The 16,292-nt window shown below is 68.7% G+C and carries 15 protein-coding genes and 5 pseudogenes; 12 read left to right on the forward strand and 8 right to left on the reverse strand.

Annotated features, from left to right (window positions below; genetic code table 11):
• Positions 1-646: 646 nt before the first annotated feature.
• The 7 genes and pseudogenes from DEP02_RS30305 (at position 647) to DEP02_RS30330 (ending at position 6,222) form a co-directional block, all read left to right on the forward strand.
• A complete protein-coding gene (locus DEP02_RS30305; RefSeq protein WP_157977574.1) occupies positions 647-1,351 on the forward strand; it encodes an IS5 family transposase in 705 nt (234 codons plus the stop codon).
• A 59-nt stretch (positions 1,352-1,410) separates the two neighbouring features.
• Positions 1,411-2,845, forward strand: a pseudogene (locus DEP02_RS30310) (IS1380 family transposase).
• Positions 2,846-3,012: 167 nt separating this feature from the next.
• Positions 3,013-3,888, forward strand: a pseudogene (locus DEP02_RS30315) (endonuclease/exonuclease/phosphatase family protein); the annotation flags it as partial.
• Positions 3,889-4,070: 182 nt separating this feature from the next.
• Positions 4,071-4,277, forward strand: a pseudogene (locus tag DEP02_RS35940) (IS701 family transposase); the annotation flags it as partial.
• 20 nt (positions 4,278-4,297) lie between these two features.
• Positions 4,298-4,420: an IS3 family transposase gene (locus DEP02_RS35130; RefSeq protein WP_269809386.1), complete on the forward strand. Its 123-nt coding sequence runs from the start codon at positions 4,298-4,300 to the stop codon at positions 4,418-4,420.
• Positions 4,421-5,131: 711 nt separating this feature from the next.
• A complete protein-coding gene (locus DEP02_RS35410; RefSeq protein WP_269809385.1) occupies positions 5,132-5,266 on the forward strand; it encodes a hypothetical protein in 135 nt (44 codons plus the stop codon).
• A 38-nt stretch (positions 5,267-5,304) separates the two neighbouring features.
• Positions 5,305-6,222: an NADP-dependent oxidoreductase gene (locus DEP02_RS30330; protein ID WP_112470881.1), complete on the forward strand. Its 918-nt coding sequence runs from the start codon at positions 5,305-5,307 to the stop codon at positions 6,220-6,222.
• A 203-nt stretch (positions 6,223-6,425) separates the two neighbouring features.
• Here the strand turns inward: DEP02_RS30330 and DEP02_RS30340 are convergent, their stop codons facing one another.
• From DEP02_RS30340 to DEP02_RS30355, 4 genes are read right to left on the reverse strand one after another with little or no spacing between them, the layout of a single operon-like run.
• Entirely contained in the window at positions 6,426-7,106 is a 681-nt protein-coding gene (locus tag DEP02_RS30340; protein WP_232839337.1) for an RraA family protein, read from the reverse strand.
• Positions 7,103-7,393, reverse strand: coding sequence for a DUF6510 family protein (locus DEP02_RS30345; RefSeq protein WP_081235550.1), 291 nt, complete (start codon positions 7,391-7,393; stop codon positions 7,103-7,105). Before DEP02_RS30345 ends, DEP02_RS30340 begins: the two co-directional genes overlap by 4 nt.
• Positions 7,394-7,403: 10 nt before the next feature.
• Positions 7,404-8,111 (reverse strand): FAD-binding oxidoreductase, encoded by a 708-nt coding sequence (locus tag DEP02_RS30350; protein ID WP_232839338.1) that lies wholly within the window; start codon positions 8,109-8,111, stop codon positions 7,404-7,406.
• A 22-nt stretch (positions 8,112-8,133) separates the two neighbouring features.
• Entirely contained in the window at positions 8,134-8,745 is a 612-nt protein-coding gene (locus DEP02_RS30355) for a molybdopterin-dependent oxidoreductase (RefSeq protein WP_232839339.1), read from the reverse strand.
• A gap of 231 nt (positions 8,746-8,976) precedes the next feature.
• Between DEP02_RS30355 and DEP02_RS30360 the strand changes: the two are divergent.
• A pseudogene (locus DEP02_RS30360) lies at positions 8,977-9,246 on the forward strand (SDR family oxidoreductase); the annotation flags it as partial.
• A gap of 383 nt (positions 9,247-9,629) precedes the next feature.
• On the opposite strand, the gene DEP02_RS30365 reads toward DEP02_RS30360, so the two are convergent.
• Entirely contained in the window at positions 9,630-10,526 is an 897-nt protein-coding gene (locus DEP02_RS30365; protein WP_112470884.1) for an ATP-dependent DNA ligase, read from the reverse strand.
• Between DEP02_RS30365 and DEP02_RS30370 the strand changes: the two genes are divergently transcribed.
• Together DEP02_RS30370 and DEP02_RS30375 are read left to right on the forward strand one after the other, a co-directional pair.
• On the forward strand, positions 10,520-10,888 hold the full coding sequence (locus DEP02_RS30370) for a hypothetical protein (protein ID WP_157977575.1): 369 nt from the start codon (positions 10,520-10,522) through the stop codon (positions 10,886-10,888). The two genes, DEP02_RS30365 and DEP02_RS30370, sit on opposite strands and share 7 nt — an antisense overlap.
• Before the next feature lie 148 nt (positions 10,889-11,036).
• Complete coding sequence (locus DEP02_RS30375; RefSeq protein ID WP_086726831.1) at positions 11,037-11,336, forward strand: hypothetical protein; 300 nt, start codon at positions 11,037-11,039, stop codon at positions 11,334-11,336.
• An 83-nt stretch (positions 11,337-11,419) separates the two neighbouring features.
• On the opposite strand, the pseudogene DEP02_RS30380 reads toward DEP02_RS30375, so the two are convergent.
• Positions 11,420-12,423 (reverse strand): annotated as a pseudogene (locus DEP02_RS30380) (IS5 family transposase).
• A 309-nt stretch (positions 12,424-12,732) separates the two neighbouring features.
• Between DEP02_RS30380 and DEP02_RS30385 the strand changes: the two are divergent.
• A complete protein-coding gene (locus DEP02_RS30385) occupies positions 12,733-13,278 on the forward strand; it encodes an IS1096 element passenger TnpR family protein (RefSeq protein ID WP_232839340.1) in 546 nt (181 codons plus the stop codon).
• A 109-nt stretch (positions 13,279-13,387) separates the two neighbouring features.
• On the opposite strand, the gene DEP02_RS30390 is transcribed toward DEP02_RS30385, so the two are convergent.
• Entirely contained in the window at positions 13,388-14,284 is an 897-nt protein-coding gene (locus tag DEP02_RS30390) for an ISL3 family transposase (RefSeq protein WP_332872019.1), read from the reverse strand.
• 616 nt (positions 14,285-14,900) lie between these two features.
• On the opposite strand from DEP02_RS30390, the gene DEP02_RS30395 reads away from it, so the two are divergent.
• Positions 14,901-15,896 (forward strand): AraC-like ligand-binding domain-containing protein, encoded by a 996-nt coding sequence (locus DEP02_RS30395; RefSeq protein ID WP_112470887.1) that lies wholly within the window; start codon positions 14,901-14,903, stop codon positions 15,894-15,896.
• A gap of 88 nt (positions 15,897-15,984) precedes the next feature.
• Here the strand turns inward: DEP02_RS30395 and DEP02_RS30400 are convergent.
• A partial coding sequence (locus DEP02_RS30400; RefSeq protein ID WP_198668664.1) for a transposase occupies positions 15,985-16,292 on the reverse strand: 308 nt, incomplete at its 5' end.

Consider the following 16,292-nt stretch of genomic DNA (forward strand, 5'->3'; position numbering starts at 1 on the left):
CCAACGGTACGTCTTCTGAGTGAAATGTCAATGAAGCAAACGGAGTTGATTACAGGGGTGGGCGGCGAGCAGGGAATCTGCCGTGAGCCAGGAGCCAGAACCGTTCCCGGGACCGGAAAGCGAGGATGCGGCCTGGACTGGTGTGCGGCGCGATGCCAGGGAGGGGCGTTCGCAGCATGGCAACGGGACCTGGTTCTGGCGTGAGGGCTGTCCAGTTCCACAACACGCGGGATCCCAGGTCCCGATGGTGCGCTTCCGTACACCCGAGGTGGCCTCGCCGGGCAAGTTGCCTGGTAGGAGCTGTGACTGTATGGCGCATCGGGCGGGGAAAGCGGCCGATGGCACGCAGCGGGAACGTGCGTACTCCTCGGATCTGAGGAGCCGTTGTCGTACCGATCATGGCGAGCGTGGGTTCGATTGCGGCGGCTCGGTCGGGTGATCTTCCCGTGGCAGGGGCATGAGGGCAGGGCCTCCCGCACAGCTCGTGGGTGTCGAAGTCCATGAACAACAGGAGGCCCTGGTACCGCAGTCTCCCGTGTCACTGCCCGCTGGGTCCAACTCGGTTGCGCTGTCGTGTGATTGCCTCGCACATGTGTACGGCAATGCCGCCGACCGGCCGCACAGGCGCCCGAGGTATCCGTCGGACATGACGGACGCGGAGTGGGCCGAGGTCCGCACGTCGCTGCCGGTGCCGGGATGGCTGGAGGGCAGGGGTGGCCGGCCGGAGGGCTCTTGCCGCCGGCAGATGGTCGATGCGGTCCGGTACCTGGTCGCGGGCGGTATCACGTGGCGGGCGATGCCCGCGGACTTCCCTGCGTGGGACCGGGTCTACGCGTTCTGGCGGCGCTGGCGCGACAAGGGCTGGGTCCGTGAACTGCACGATCGGCTGCGCGACCGCCTCCGGACTGTGGCCGGCCGGGATCCGGAGCCCACCGCGGGGATCATCGACGCGCAGTCGGTCAAGGGCGCCGCGTCGGTGCCGGTCGCGACGCGGAGGTACGACGGCGGGAAGAAGGCGAACGGACGCAAGCGGCACATCGTGGTGGACACGCTCGGGCTGCTGTTGGCCGTGACCGTCACGGCGGCATCGGTGACCGACCGGGACGCCGGCCGGGATCTGCTGGCCCGGCTCGGCGAGCGGCACTGGCGGATCATGCGGGTGTGGGCCGACGGCGGCTACACCGGACAGTTGGTCGACTTCGCCCACCGCGTCCTGCGGATCGCGCTGACGGTGGTCAAACGCAGCGACGACGTCTCGGGGTTCACGGTGTTGCCCAAGAGGTGGCTAACCTGCGCGTTTCATTTGCCGCGGCGTCCAGATCTTGATCCGAAAAGCGAAAGTGCCTTCTGAGCTGGGAAGATGAGGCTTGTCGAAGGTCTCTGTCATCCCAGCAGGAAGGCACTTTCTGCGTGCACACCACCGCCTCGCGCCCCAAACTCGTCGTCTCGGCCGACGGCCACGGGGTGGTCAGCCATGCCGGGTCCCGTCTGCTGGCCGATCTCGCTGATGCCACCGGTCTGACCGCGGCCTTCACCGACGGGCTGCGCCCGCTGCGGCGACGTGGCACCGGACACGACCCGGGCCGCATCGCGGTCGACGTGGCGGTGATGCTCGCCGACGGCGGCGAAGCCATCGACGACCTGGCCCTGCTGCGCGACCAGGCCGAGGTCTTCGGCCCGGTGGCCTCCACCCCGACCGCCTGGCGCCTGCTGAACGGCATCGACCACACAGCACTGGCAGCACTGCGTACGGCCCGATCCGCCGCGCGCGAGGTCGCCTGGCTGCAGGCCGCCGAGGCCAACTGCGGCATACCCGCGGCCCAAGCCGGCGGGCGCGACCTGACCGGGCTGATCCTGGACATCGACGCCACCCTGGTCACCCGTCACTCCGAGAAAGAGCAGGCCGCCCCGACCCACAAGCGAGGCTTCGGTTACCACCCGCTGCTGTGCTTCCTGGACAACACCGGCGAAGCCCTGGCCGGACTGCTCAGGCCAGGCAACGCCGGCGCCAACACCGCCTGCGACCACATCACCGTCCTCGATACGGCCCTGGCCCAGATCCCCGACACCCACCGCCACGGCACCGACATCCTCGTCCGCACCGACAGCGCCGGAGGGGCCAAGGCCTTCCTGGATCACCTGCGGAGCCTGCGCGCCCGGGGCATCCGCACCTCCTTCTCGGTCGGGCATCCCGTCACCGAGCCGGTCCGCCGGGCGATCCGGTCCCTGCCCGAACACCTCTGGCATCCCGCGCTGGAACAGGACGGCACCCTGCGCAAAGGCGCCAAGGTCGCCGAACTGGCCGGCATGGTCGACCTGGACGGCTACCCCGACGGCACCCGGATCATCGTCCGCCGTGAACGCCCGCACCCCGGCGCCCAACTGTCCCTGTTCGACCTCGACGAGGGCATGCGCCACCAGGTCTTCCTCACCGGCACCCCCTACGGCGAGGGCTCCCTGCAGCATCTGGAGGCTCGGCATCGCGCGCACGCACGCGTCGAGGACCGCATTCTCCCCCAGACTCCGTCCGGGGGTACCCCCAGCGGAAAGACCACCGGCTTCGGCCGCTTCCCCTCCCGCCATTTCGCCCTCAACCAAGCGTGGCTCGAACTGGCTGGCTCTGACCGCCGCCGATCTGCTCGCCTGGGCGCAGGCCCTGCTGTTGGACGGTGAGATGGCCACCGCCGAACCGAAGAAGCTGCGCTACCGGCTGCTGCATGCCGCCGCCCGCATCACCCGCGGCGGTCGCCGCCTCCGTCTGCGGATCGCCGCGACCTGGCCCTGGGGGCACGAACTCATCAACGCGTTCACCCGCCTCGCGGCACTGCCGCGACCAGCCACCTGACCTGCGGCACTGTCCCTGCCCGCCCACGATTCGAGGAACCCTGGAGCACCCGGCCCGAGCGCCGGGTCCCGGCCATGCCCGCCCGGCAACCAACAACTGAAATCGCAGGTCCACCCCATCAGCACGGCTCAACCATCCGAAGCGAAACGGGGAGGCTAACCTCGTGCATGGAGACGTCAGATGCCATGGGTATCCACTCTGAGGAGGCGATGGTGCTCGGTAGGGGCACGCGTTTACTCGCGGGCGCACTGATCGTGGCCTGCGTGGCGCTCGCCGGCCCCAGTGCACCAAGCGGTGCCCTCTTCGCCGGGTCACTGCCCGTCGAGGCCGTCAGGGATGTCGTACCGAACCGGGTCATGACGTGGAACATCTGCAACCCCTGCGAGGAAAGCAACGTTGACCGGGCAGCGGAGATCGCCACGTATGCGCCCCAGGTCATCGGCCTGCAAGAAGCGTGCGTGCGTGACGTCGAGAGGATCCGGGACTATCTGGAGAACCTTTACGGGCTGGTTTACCACGTCGAGTACGGGATGGTTCTTCGGCATTGGGGCCGCTGCGGGGGAGCGCCGTGGAGGCCGGGGGCCTTCGGCCAAGCGGTTCTCTCGGCGGCACCGATGACAGACCTCGTCCATGTGGAATACCCCGACGGCGGATCCGAGGACCGTGGGTACATGGCAGTCACCATCACTGTGGGCGGCCAGCCCGTCCGGGTCTTCAACACACACCTTGCCCAACGACGTCAAGAGGAAGTCCGAGCAGACCAAACCGGCGTGCTCGCCGCAGACGTCGCCCGGCACGACCGCGCGATCGTTCTCGGCGACTTCAACGCCGTGCCGGACGCCCCCGAACTCACCGGGATATGGGCACTGGCCGCGGATGCAGACCCCCAGTGCCATCCCTCGCCCACCGGCGACTGCAAGCCGACCACCGACTGGCAGAGCAAGTTCGACTACATTTTCCTGCGGGGCATCGTCCCGCTCGAGCACCGTGTGCATCCGACCCCGTACTCGGACCACCACCTGCTGCACACGGACCTGGACACAACTTCATACTCCAGCAGCACTTCGCTGTTGTCCCTGTTCAGGTGCGGTCTGGACGAGTGCAGTGGGCTGATGGAGTGTCAAGGGAGGTCTTCGTGGACCGCCCTTCCATCGTGTGCAGCCGTCGCTGGTAGTGACACCGGTCTGGGCAGCCTCCGGTGGTGATCGGCAAGTGTGCAGCCGAGATCTGGGACCGTGAACTCGAAGAACCCTTTCTGCGCGCCGGCCACCGTTTTGGGCGCATCGAACCGCGTCGGCGGATGCGCGACTACGTTCGCGGTCTGCGCGGCCCGGACGGCCGAAAGAACAGCTGGCAGCTGGCTGAATACGTGGGCCACTCCACCCCCGACCGCCTGCTCAACGGCGCCCGCTGGGACGCCGACGAGATCCGCGCCGCCGGTGGCGCACTCGCCTGGAGCTGTCCACCACCCTGTTCGAGTACCTGGAGATCTTCCACAACCGGCAGCGCAGACACTCCGCCCTGGGCATGCTCAGTCCGGTGGAGTACGAACTGCGCCCAACACCTGTAGCGTGAAATCAGTTATCCCGACTCCACGCAACTTGGGGCAGGCCGGAGCCTCCACCGATCCCGGAGCGGTTCAACATGCTGAAAGACTACTGGAGGGACGCCTCCGAGCGGTGACTCGGACCGGCCGACGAAGCGGAGACTGGCGTTGGCCAGGTCAGCGTCCGCACACGCCCGAACAGGCACAAGGATGGCTGTGGCACAGCCGCGCTGGGAGGCACTGATCATTCGGTGCCTCCTGTGCTAGGGGCCGGGGCGGCTCCGCCCGGCGGAGTGCTGCTCGTCGCATCAGCAGCACCTGGGTGCCGGCAGCAGTGAGTTGACCGTGCTGAGTGCTGGAGGTGACGAATCGGGCTGCAAGGGTCGAACCCGGCCCCCTTGTCCACCATGGTCGGCCCTACCACGAGCCCGACCATGACCCCTTGTCCAGGCCGGCCACACCCCGACCACCGCCGCGTTTCTCCTAGACCACGCTCGCTACCGGCGGCCGTCAGACCGCGGACAAGGGGGGTCCCGTGCACGCTGCTCCCTCGATCACCGCCCACCGAAGGGCGGCCCGAAGCGAAGGAGCCACCGCGATGACCACGAACCGACCACCAGCAGGCGCCCGCCGCGCTGACCGCCGAGATCCTGACGGCGGTCGGGGAACTCGACCAGGACGCCGCCCCTGACGTCATCGCGGCCCGGCTCGGCGACGGACTCGCGCCCGCCCTGCACACGATGGCGAAGGCCCTGCGCGTGCAGGCCGGCGCCCTGGGGGTGCCCGCGGCGGCGGTGGACGACTTCGGCGGGTTTGAGGGGCAGTACGAGCAGATCGAGAAGGTCGCGGCCCACCACGGCAACCACCGCTCGTGATCGTGTTACGAGCTCATACGAGGAAGGGGACGATCTCAATGAAAGCCATTGTGGTAACCGACCAGGCCGCGGGAACGGCCGGGATGACGCTGACGGAGCGGCCTGAGCCGCCCACAGCGATCAACGACGTCATCGTTCAGATTCATGCAGCGGGCTTCGTCCCGACAGAGATGGAGTGGCCATCGACCTGGACCGATCGCGCCGGCCGTGACAAGACACCGTCGATCCCCGGCCACGAGCTGGCCGGAGTGGTCACCGCCCTCGGCTACGGCACGACGGGGCTGTCGGTCGGGCAGCGGGTGTTCGGCCTCGCCGACTGGCACCGCGACGGCACCCTCGCGGAGTACGTGGCGATTGAGGCACGCAACCTCGCACCGCTGCCCGGCGACGTCGACTTCACGGTAGGCGCGTCCCTGCCCATCTCGGGCCTGACCGCGTGGCAGGGGCTGTTCCAGCACGGCCGCCTTCAGGCCGGCCAGACCGTCCTCGCCCATGGCGCAGCCGGAGCAGTCGGGACGATGGTGACCCAGCTCGCACGTGAGGCCGGCGCTTACGTCATCGGCACTGGACGCGCCGCCGACCGTGAGAAGGCGCTCGACTTCGGCGCGCATGAGTTCGTCGACCTCGAGAACGACGCGCTGAAAGACGTCGGGGGCGTCCATCTGGTCTTCGATGTCATCGGCGGCGACGTCCAGAGGAGCTCTGCGGCTCTGACCAAGACCGGCGGGACGCTGGTGTCGGTCGTGGGCCCGGTCGAGGCCCGCCCCGCTGATGGCCTGGCGATCGATTTCGTTGTCGAGGCCGATCGCACCCAGCTGGGTGAGATCGTGCAGCGAGTCCGGGACGGGCGGCTGCGTACGAACATCGGAACCACCGCGTCCCTCGACAACGCGGTTGCAACCCTCAACTCAACCGAGCGACGCAAGGGGAAGACAGTCATTCGTGTACGCCCGTAGGGAGTGATGGCCACACTCTGAGCAGCTCCGAAGGCGCTTGTACGCCCATGAGATCCGAGATCAGCGCGCCCCGGTCGCCGCCCTGAGCGACGAACCGGCCGCTGTCCGAGGCGCTTCATCAGCTCGGTCCAGGCACGTGCGATGCGCTCGGGACCCCAGCCGGTCGTGGTCGGCTTGGGAACCGCGCGATCCGACCGTGTCGGCTACGTGGTCGTGCGCTCCTGCTCGACCTGGGCACGGAACGCGGCCTCCTCCTTGCCCACCGCCGCGGCTCCGTCGAGTACGGCGTCGATGTCGGGTTCGGGGATCACCACCGCGCCGGAGTCGTCGGCGAAGACGTACTGCCCCGGGTGCACGCCCACCCCCGCGACCACGACCGGCACGTTCGCCTGGTACGGCGTGATCACATCGCCGCCCCATCGCACGGCCTCCGCGGAACAGTAGGCCGCGAAGGGGTGGGACTGCAGCTGGGCGAAGTCACGCAGCCGTGCGTCGGTGAGCACACCGGCCAGGCCGTAGCGCGTCAGGAGGGAAAGCTTGGTGCCGCCGCCGATGGAGACGTCGCGGTGGCCGTTGCTGGCCAGCACCAGCACCTTCCCCCGGCCACCGTCGGGTTCGACGCCCACCGCCTGCCGGAGCAGAGCGCCGAACGTGTGCGTCTCGGGGTCCATCATCACCGAACAGGAGGGGAAGAAGGAGATCGTGACCGCCGGGCCGAACAGGACCCGGCCCGGTGTCGGAGTGACGAGGTCGTGAATGTGCGCGCGGTGCCGATGGATTCGTCCCAGGGCGTCGACGATGTCCGCGCACGCCAGCGACCGGGCCGCCCGAGCGCGCCGCTTGGCCGCCGCCGCTCGCTCGTCGCCCGGCGAGGCGGGGGTCACGGCAGCTCCAGCATCCGGATCGACATCAGGGTGAGCTGGAGCCGGCGTGGCCGGTCGACGAGTAGCACCTCGCACGCCGAGCACGCCGGACAGCGCACCACCATGCCGGGGCAGCGCAGATAGACCCTGGTCTCGGCGACGCGGTGCCGATCCCCGCACTCGGCGCACTGCAGGACGATCGTGGTCGCGTCCCGGCCCAGGGCCAGCGACATCGCCCCGGCGACGGCGTTGCCGTCCACATAGCCGTCCTCCGGGGGCACCGAGAGGAGGTCTTCCTCTGCGTTCACTGCGGGCCTCCTATCCGAACCTCTCGGTCCTCAACGAGTCGGCGTCCAAGCCGGCGCCGATCAGTCCGCGGGCGGCTTCCTCGACGAAGGCGGTCGGGCCGCACACATAAGCCCGCAGCCGCGGTTCGCGGACACCACCGGGACGAAGCAGCGCGCTCAGCTGCTCGGCTCTCAGCCGGCCGTGCTCGAACCCCGCCGCCCGTTCCCGGGTCAGATGGACGGTGCTCTCCGGCCCGTCGGGACCGCGCAGCTCGTCGGCGAAGATGACCCGGTCCGCGGTGCGCGCGGAGTACACCAGTCGCACCGGTGTGCCGTGAGCGCGGGCGGCCCGCCAGATGGCGCGCATCGGCGCGATGCCGGAGCCGCCGGCGACCAGGAGCAGCGGTACGTCGTCGCCGGGCCGCCATACGAAGTAGCCCCCCACCGGTCCCATGATCTCCAGGGCGTCACCGTCGGCGGCGACGTCGACCAGGTACGGAGACACCTCGCCGTCGTCCACGCGTTCCACGGTGATCTGCGGGGCCTCCCCGGGCGCGGAGGACAGCGAGAAGCTGCGGGTGGCCTGGTACCCGTCCTCGGCGGTGAGCCGGACGTCGATGTGCTGGCCGGCGACATGCCCCGCCCAGCCGGCGACGGCGAGCCGGATGGTGCGCGCCGAGGCGCTCTCACGCGCCGTACCGGCGACGGTGGCGGCTCGCCAGCCGTGAACGGGTCGCACGCGCGGTGGCATGGCTGAACGGTCAGTCACCGTAGTAGCGCTGTTCGAGGAAGGGGTCACCGCGGTGGTGGTAGCCGGCGTTCTCCCAGAACCCCAGCTCGTCCTCGGGCATCACCCGGATCCCGCGCAACCACTTGGCGGACTTCCACAGATACAGGTGCGGCACCAGCAGCCGGACCGGCCCGCCATGTTCGGCGGGGATCGGACCACCCTCGTAGCCCACCGCGACCATCGCGTCGCGGTCCACCAGGTCCTCCACCGGGACGTTCGTGGTGTAGCCGCCGTACGAGGACACCAGCGCGTAGGGCTCGTCGGCCACCCCGGCGTCCTCCAGCACGGCCGCCACCGGAACGCCCTGCCAGGTCGTCCCCAGCTTGGACCAGTGCGTGACGCAGTGAATGTCGGTCGTCAGGTCCACCACGCCCAGATCGTGCAGCGACGCCCACGCGTAGGTCTTCTCCGTGATCCCGTCCGTGACCACCAGCTCCCACGCGCGGGCCGGTACGTGCTGGGTCGGGCCCGCCGTGAGGACCGGGAAGTCACTGGTGACGAACTGCCCCGGTGGGACCGGGCCTTCCGTGCGTCGAGGACGTCCCGTGAATCCGCGCGTGACCATCTGTCGCTCACCACCCATCGTATCGACAGCGTAACCAACCGTGAGCGCTCTCGCCTGCGCCGCGATGAGTGGCCCAGATGCCTCCCCCGCCATCCCGCTGCAGCCGCAGCCGGGGGACAGCGACCGGTCCGCGCGGAACGGGATGCGTGCAGGCTCTTCGCGCGTGCAAGGTGGATACGTCGACGGATGGGACCGCTTCGTCAGTAGTGGCATCACCATCGTCTGCGAACAGAGACTGCCATGCGGAGAATGCGAATCGCCGTTGCCGGCGCGACCGGGAACATCGGGTCCCTCACAGTGGCCGCTCTGGAACGGGCCGGACACGACGTCGTGCGCATCAGCCGCTCGCTCGGCGTGGACCTGCGTACCGGCGACGGCCTGGACGCCGCCCTGACCGGTGTGGAGGCCGTCAACGACGCCACGAGCCACGAGGCGGCCGACCGGGACGAGACCGTGGCGTTCTTCGGCACCACCACGCGGAACCTGCTCGCCGCCGAGGAGCGGGCCGGAGTCCGTCACCACGTGCTGCTCTCGATCGTCGGGGTGGATCGAGCAACGACACTGAGCCGAACGGGTGACGGGCCAAGGCGTTCGACAACCCAAGATCACCCCGTGGCGGGTTTATGCCGTATCTGGGAAGCGGCCGCAATTTCATCAGATGCAGTACTGCGGTCAAGCCGCACAGTGGCAGCGGTTCTGACGTTACCGCAGGTCGATGGGGTTGCGAGACCGCTTCTCCATCCATCGGTGAGATGGTCGGCGTCGGGTGGCGGCGATTGGAGGGCTTCTGAACTGGTCACTTGCCGGGCGATTACTCCTGAGGAGCGGGCCCGGCAGGAGCTGGCGGGTCTGGCGGTGGCGCCGCACGGCTCGATGCGCGGCTACAGCCGGGCGAAGTTCCCTCACTGGGCCCAGCAGGGGGAAGGTTCAACGCCGACTTCCACTACCAGCTCGGGCTCCACCAGCGTGACGTTCAGCTTTTCCTGGCTGCCCCACCCGGCGGAGAACGACCAGCCTGCCCACGGATGACCGCGCCGCCCCGCAGCGAGCAGACCGGCGAACGTCGCACCTGCCGCCTGGGCGAGGGTGGTGGTGCGACCGACGTACTGAAAGCGGCCTCCGTCGTCATACCTGCCGAGCAGCAGCGTGCGGGGAACGGCCAGGGAACCGGTGATCGCGCCGACGATCGCCTCGCTCGTCTCGCGGACCTTGTATTTCTCCCAGCCCCTCGCCGACGGGCGGTAGACGTCGTTCAGTCTCTTGAAGACCACCCCCTCCATCCCGACCGACGCCCACGTCAGCCACTCGCGCACGACATCGGCCTCGGTGGTCGACGGGCACAGCGTCCACGGCGCCGACAGCTGGCGCGCGGCGAACACGGACTCCAGCGCGGCCCTGCGCCGCCGGTACGGCCACCCGGTCGTGTCCGTCCCCGACAGCCGCAGCAGATCGAACGCGACGAAGTGGGCCGGCCACTCCTCCGCCGCCCGGGCCGCACCGACACCACGCCGGGCAAGCCGGTTCTGCAACCGCTCGAACGCGAGGCGGCCCGCGGCGTCCCATACGACCAGCTCGCCGTCCAGCGAGGTCGCCTCCGGCAGCTGCACGGCCCCGGCCACGACCTCCGGAAACGACGGCCCCATTTCGGTGCCGCGTCTCGAGCGCAGCACGACCCGGCCCGCGTCGACGGAGACGAGGGCCCGAAAACCGTCCCACTTCGGCTCCGCAGCACAGCCAGGCCGCAGATCGGGCACGGACACGGGGGTGGCCAGCATCGGCTCCGGCAGCGTCCATGGCACCTCCCATCCCTTCCACCCGCACTGTCCGCCACCCGAGTGACTGCGCATCGCTCGGCGAGCGACGTACAACTCCGCTCGCCAACGACACGAGGGACCCGGCCGCCCCCAAGGGCGTGGGCATGCTGCTGGCCATGACGGCCCCGCTCCGTACCCGCGTGCACGTGATGACCATCGCGGTGCAGGTGTGCGTGGTGGGTAGCGGAGCCTGCCTCGGCTTCCTCCTGGACGGCTGGGTGGGTGCGAGTGCCGCCGGCCTGGGCGCGGGATTCGGAATGCTTGTCCGCCCCCGGCCCGCGGTGACTTCCATCCAGGCGGTCAGGAGCGACGGCTTGCAGAAGTGGTCGCCGACGTGGTCCTCCTGAGCATCGCGACGTACGGGGCTGCGGTCTTCCCACTCACCCTCGATGGGGTGAGCGATGAGGAGCAGGAGGCCCGTCGCACCGTCGTGTACCGGCTCTCCGCCTACGATGGCCTGCCCCACGGTTTCCCGTTCGACCGAAGGACTGAGCCGTGCCCGACCGACCTGAGATTGTCTGCATCTGCGGCTCTACCCGGTTTGTGGACGAGATGCGTGCGGCGAACCGTGATCTGACCTTCGCAGGTGTCATCGTCGTTGCGCCAGGCGAAGCAGACGAGTTGATCACCAACGAGCAGAAGACCGCGCTGGACGCCCTCCACCTGCGCAAGATCGACCTGGCTGACCGGGTTCTGGTCGTCAACCCCGGCGGGTATATCGGCGAGTCCACGAGCAGGGAGATCGCATATGCCCACGCCACCGGCAAGCCGATCTCGTTCACCGATCCCGTCTGACCAGTAGACGCTTCATGGTGCGCGCGGGCAACGAGTCTCGGTCAGCCTCGGAGCGTGTTGCTAGGGCCTGTGTGATGTCGTGATCAATCGGCTGCTCGCAGGAGGTCCTCGAGCCAGATCATCGAGGCACGGAGTTCGAGGCCGGCGAGGTAGCTCTCGGGTGTCTTGTCGAAGCGGGTGGCGATGCCGCGCCAGTCCTTCAGCCGGTTGATCAGACGCTCGACGGTATTGCGTTCCTTGTAGAGACCGGCGTCGTGGCTGACGGGCCGCCCGCCCCGGCTGCCCTTCTTCTTGCGGTTGGCGGCCTGGTCCTTCTTCTCCGGGATGACCGCCTTGATGTGGCGTTTCCGCAGATAGGCACGGTTGGCGCGGGACGAGTAGGCTTTGTCCGCGGCGACCGCCCCCGGCCGGGTGCGGGGCCGGCCGACCGGCAGACGGACACGAACCTTGTTCAGCACGGGGACGAACTGCGGGCTGTCTGCGGCCTGCCCGGCGGTCAGGACGAACGCCAGCGGCCGGCGCCTGCGGTCGGCGGCGAGATGAATCTTGCTGGTCAGCCCGCCGCGGGACCGGCCGAGCAGGGCCTTTTTCAGGCGGAGCCGGTGTCGCCGGCGGACGCGCCGACGTTCTTCCCGCTCCGGCCCGTTTTTGCCGTGCTGTCCGTTGTGTTCCGCCTTGCCGCCCCCTTTTGCCGGGCCTGTTCCTGCTCGGCGGCGGCCTCCTCGAGAGCCTCCATGACGTCCTGGCCGACGAGCATCCCGGCGGCGTCGTGGTGGGCGCGGACGGTCGTGGAGTCCACGCTGACCAGGGACAGGTCTGTCCTGCCCCGGCGGGCGGCCTCGGCAATCAGGCCCTCCAGCAGGGCGGTGAAGACGCCGGCATTCCGCCAGACCCGGAAGCGTCCATAGACGGTCGGCCACGGCCCGAACTCGGCCGGCATCTCACGCCACTGCGCGCTGGTCCTGAACCGCCAGATCACCCCCTCGAACTGATCCCGCAGCCGCCCGGGGTACGGGCCGTACTCGCCTATCGGCAGGAACGGCTCGATCAACTTCCACTGCTCGTCGGTGAGTTGCCTGCGCGTCACGATCGTCATTCCTACCGGGTCCGCCCTCCAGACGGACCCGGATCGGCAGGACTGATCACAACATCACACAGGCCTAGTGGAACACCTCCGCGTCGGCGGGGAGGACCGGTGCCCGCGCATGGCGAGGGTGCGGCCGGTCGGAACACCCCCGCGTCGGCGGGGAGGACATCACGTTTGACGGCGACGGAGTGGAGTGTCGGCGGCCAGTAGAAATTCACCACGTACGGCCAGCTCGATTCCCCACCTGGTAGTCACACTCAGTAGCCTCTGTGCTGGCTCGTGGACCTGGAGCATGAAGGGGTTGTGATCGTGGCACGTACCTGGCTGTCCATCCGGGTGGAGTTGGTCTCCGGGCACGGTGCGGACCTGTGGCCTCGCCCCGGCCGGGTCTTCGCCGCCGCGCGCTCGCACTCCTTCGCCCAGTTCGCCACGGCCATCGACCTCGCCTTCGGCCGCTGGGACCTGGCCCACATGCACCTGTTCACGTTGTCCGACGGCACCCGGGTCAGCCCCCTGGAGTGGTGGGACGACGAGGCCCCGGACGGCACCGTGGATGGCCATGCCACCAAGCTGAGCAGGCTGCAGGCCGGCGAGCAGTTCGCCTATGTCTTCGATTTGGGCGACGACTGGGCCCACCTGTGCACGGTGGCGGAAAAGTGCATCGATCCTCTCGACGAACTTGGCGAGGCACCCGACCGCCCAGTTCCCTACTGGGGCTGGGGCAGCCTTCCGGACCAATACGCACGCCGCTGGGACGGGGACGACGGGGAGTCACCGATGCCCAAGCGGCCAGCCCGCGGGCTCAGCGACCTGCCTCCGATCCTGCCGTGGTGGGGCGAGCACCGCCGGGGATGATCTCACGCTGCGTACACGAAGTGGCCGCCAGCGGGGAATCGAAATGGCCACGGTGGGGAGCTGAAGTGGCCGCGACCGGGTAAATCTAAGTGGCCGCTGGCAGTGGAGATCAACGAAACACCCCCGCGTCGGCGGGGAGGACGGGCTCCTCGCCAAGCGGCGGCTGGACGGCCACGGAACACCCCGCGTCGGCGGGGAGGACGTGGCGCCAGCGGCGAGGTCGGCGACGGCGGAGGCAGCGGCGGTGCTGGGCAACGCTCCGCTCGGCGGCCTCGCCGAGGTTGCGCCAGAGATGCCACCGGTCCGCGACCTGGACCGCCTGCGGGGCTCCGGCCGTAGCGCCCTCGGCGAAGAACGGCGCCCGGTCCCGGCACACGACCTCGACGCCGGGCCGATCGGCGAGCCAGGCCGCCAGGCTCGATGCCTCCCGGTCGGGCAGCAGGTCGACAGGACGGCGGGTTTCGACGTCGACGAGAACGGTGCCGTAGTGGCGGCCCTTGCGAGTGGCGTACTCGTCAACGCCGACCACACGCGGGGCGGGCACCTCCGGGTCGGGAAGGGCGCCGACCAGGCGCAGGACGGTGCTCCGGCTGACGGAGACCCCGAGCGCGGAGCTCAGGCGAGCGCCGGCCCGGCCCGCCAAGGCGAGACCGACCGAGGCCAGCGTCGAGCGCAGCCGCTCGGTCCGTTGACCGTGCCGACGGGTCAGGCCGGGTACCTGCTCGACGAAGGTGCGGCGTGCGCACCCAGAGTTCCCGCAGGTGAACCGGCGGACCCTCAGTCGGAGAACCACGCTTCGTCCGGCGCTCGGCACATCAGCGGGAAACCTCAGGTAGGAACCGTGAACCCGGTTCGACCAGACTTCGCACGCCGGGCAAGCGGCACCGTTCGCAGTGCATTCGGCGTCGACGCGCACTATCGCAATGCTCACGTCCACCGACAGCACCGCGACGTCCGTGATCGGAGGGAACAACAGCTCCTTCAACCGGAGCACGATCTCTTCCACGGCCCCGAACTGTCATCCCAACCGCTTTGAACATGGCTCATTTTCGGGCGGCTTCACCTCCTGCCCGGAAATGCTCATCCGTCACGCAGCGTAAACGCGTCACAGAAGTTGAGCCAGAGCCGAAACTCGTGAACATCACCCGACCGTGGATCTGGGTGCCTCCCAAACCCATGAACAGCTGACGGCACTACTCGTGAATAAAGCCAACCAGCGCGCTCCAGCGCTGGTGTCAGGGCGGTGAGCTGGGGGTTCGCCGTGCGGTGTGGGGTGGTGGTGACATCGGGATGCAGTTTTGCGGTGACGGCTCGTGAGGTTGCTGCAGGTCGCGGCGTGTCCTTCCGGTGCAGATCCGCAGGAGACGGCCTGGACCGCGCCGTACAAGGGGTGTTGTCCGGGACGATGCTGGCGACCGGGACCAGGCGGCGGGTGCCGAAGGCCGGCGGTTCCTCGAGGCGGACTGCCGCAGGGGACAGGTCCCGACATCCATAGAGGCATCAACAGCCTCCACGACACACCAGGCGTGAGTCGGCGCATATGGCTGAAGTGCTGCTGTACTGCGTGCATCTGCCCGTGCCACGTTCGATCTACGGAGTAACCGGCCACGGGGGAGCTGCAAATGCTGGTGACGGAGTTCAGCACGGAGGTCGTTTCAGCACCGGAGCGGTTCGAACTGTTTACCGAAATCACTGGACGCTCGCACATGCCCAATCGGCTGCGCAGCAATGATCAGGATGACTTCCGTGCCAAGATGCGTGTCCTGGACCTAGGGGAAGTGCAGGTCTCCACGTTGTCCTTCCCACATTTGGAGATCACGCGGACCTCGAAACTGATCCGGCAGTCCGACCCCGAGGCGTACCAGATCAACTACTTTCTCTGCGGGAAGGGAGTTCTCTCCCTGACCGAGCGTGACACCGGCCTGGGCGTCGGTGACCTGGTGGTCATGGACAGCAGCCGTCCCTACCGCGGACACGTCCACGCCATTCAGGGCAGTTGGTCGCATGTGACCGTGCAGTTCCCTCGTGCGCTGATGCCGCTGCCTGGCAAGACAGTGCAGGCGCTGCTCGGTATCCCTATCGACGGGCGCCGTGGCATAGGCGGGGTACTGGCCCGCTGGCTGGCAGACCTCAACACGCGCGCCCGTGAGTTCACCCCTGCCGACATCCCGACCCTCGGGTCAGTCACCCAGGACCTCCTGGCGTCCGTCGTCGCCCGATTTCTGGAGGCGGAGGAGGGACTGAGCCCAGAGGCCCGAAGGACGGCCCTGCGGGCACAGATCGGCGCATTTATCGAACAGCACCTCGCTGACCCGGCCATGACCCCTCAGGCGATCGCCGAAGCCCACCGCATCTCCCTGCGCTATCTCCAGCAGCTGCTCGCCGAGAGCGACACGTCGCCGGCGGCCTGGATACGCCACCGCCGCTTGGAACGCTGCCGCCTCGACCTGGCCAACCCTCGCCTCAACGCCCGCCCGATCCAAGCCATCGCCGCCCGCTGGGGCTTCACCGATCCGGCACACTTCAGCCGTGTCTTTCGCATGGCCTACGGCATGCCCCCCAGCGATTACAGGGACCAGGCCCACGCACCAACTGCTCCGAGCACTCCAGGTCAGTGATCTGGTAGGGGGCCTGGACTTGGAGAGGCGTGCAGTATGGAGCGTCACCTCCGACCCGGCACGATGCATTCGACGTCATACGGGGTCTTCAAAGTTGAGCGGTGCGGAGATGTCCGCGGGCTCGGCGGGTGGTGACGCAGCGTGTCCGTAGCCGCTGGCTGTCGGCATTGCGGAAGCCGAACGCGTTGCGGGCGATGAGCTTGATCACGCGATTGATACCTTCGCTCTTGGCATTGCTGTGTCCGGTGTCGATGAACGCGGCGATCTCAAGCCACCAACGGTCGACGGTGGCGGCGAGCTGTCGTACCTCGGGGATGTCGGAGTCGGCGCACCTGGTGAGGAACTTCCAGCGTGCGTGGCCGACTCTGTGCGGGTCAGCGCCGGTGCGGGCCAGGG

The sequence above is a fragment of the Streptomyces triticisoli genome (assembly GCF_003270085.1).
Classification (GTDB): Bacteria; Actinomycetota; Actinomycetes; order Streptomycetales; family Streptomycetaceae; genus Streptomyces; species Streptomyces triticisoli.

What these genes read in the sequence shown, in the direction of transcription:
- DEP02_RS30305 (WP_157977574.1), top strand. Translation starts at nt 647, where the DNA reads ATGACGGACGCGGAGTGGGCCGAGGTCCGCACGTCGCTGCCGGTGCCG.
- DEP02_RS35410 (WP_269809385.1), top strand. Translation starts at nt 5,132, where the DNA reads ATGGCGAAGGCCCTGCGCGTGCAGGCCGGCGCCCTGGGGGTGCCCGCG.
- DEP02_RS30330 (WP_112470881.1), top strand. Translation starts at nt 5,305, where the DNA reads ATGAAAGCCATTGTGGTAACCGACCAGGCCGCGGGAACGGCCGGGATG.
- DEP02_RS30355 (WP_232839339.1), bottom strand. Translation starts at nt 8,745, where the DNA reads ATGGGTGGTGAGCGACAGATGGTCACGCGCGGATTCACGGGACGTCCT.
- DEP02_RS30370 (WP_157977575.1), top strand. Translation starts at nt 10,520, where the DNA reads ATGGCACCTCCCATCCCTTCCACCCGCACTGTCCGCCACCCGAGTGAC.
- DEP02_RS30395 (WP_112470887.1), top strand. Translation starts at nt 14,901, where the DNA reads ATGCTGGTGACGGAGTTCAGCACGGAGGTCGTTTCAGCACCGGAGCGG.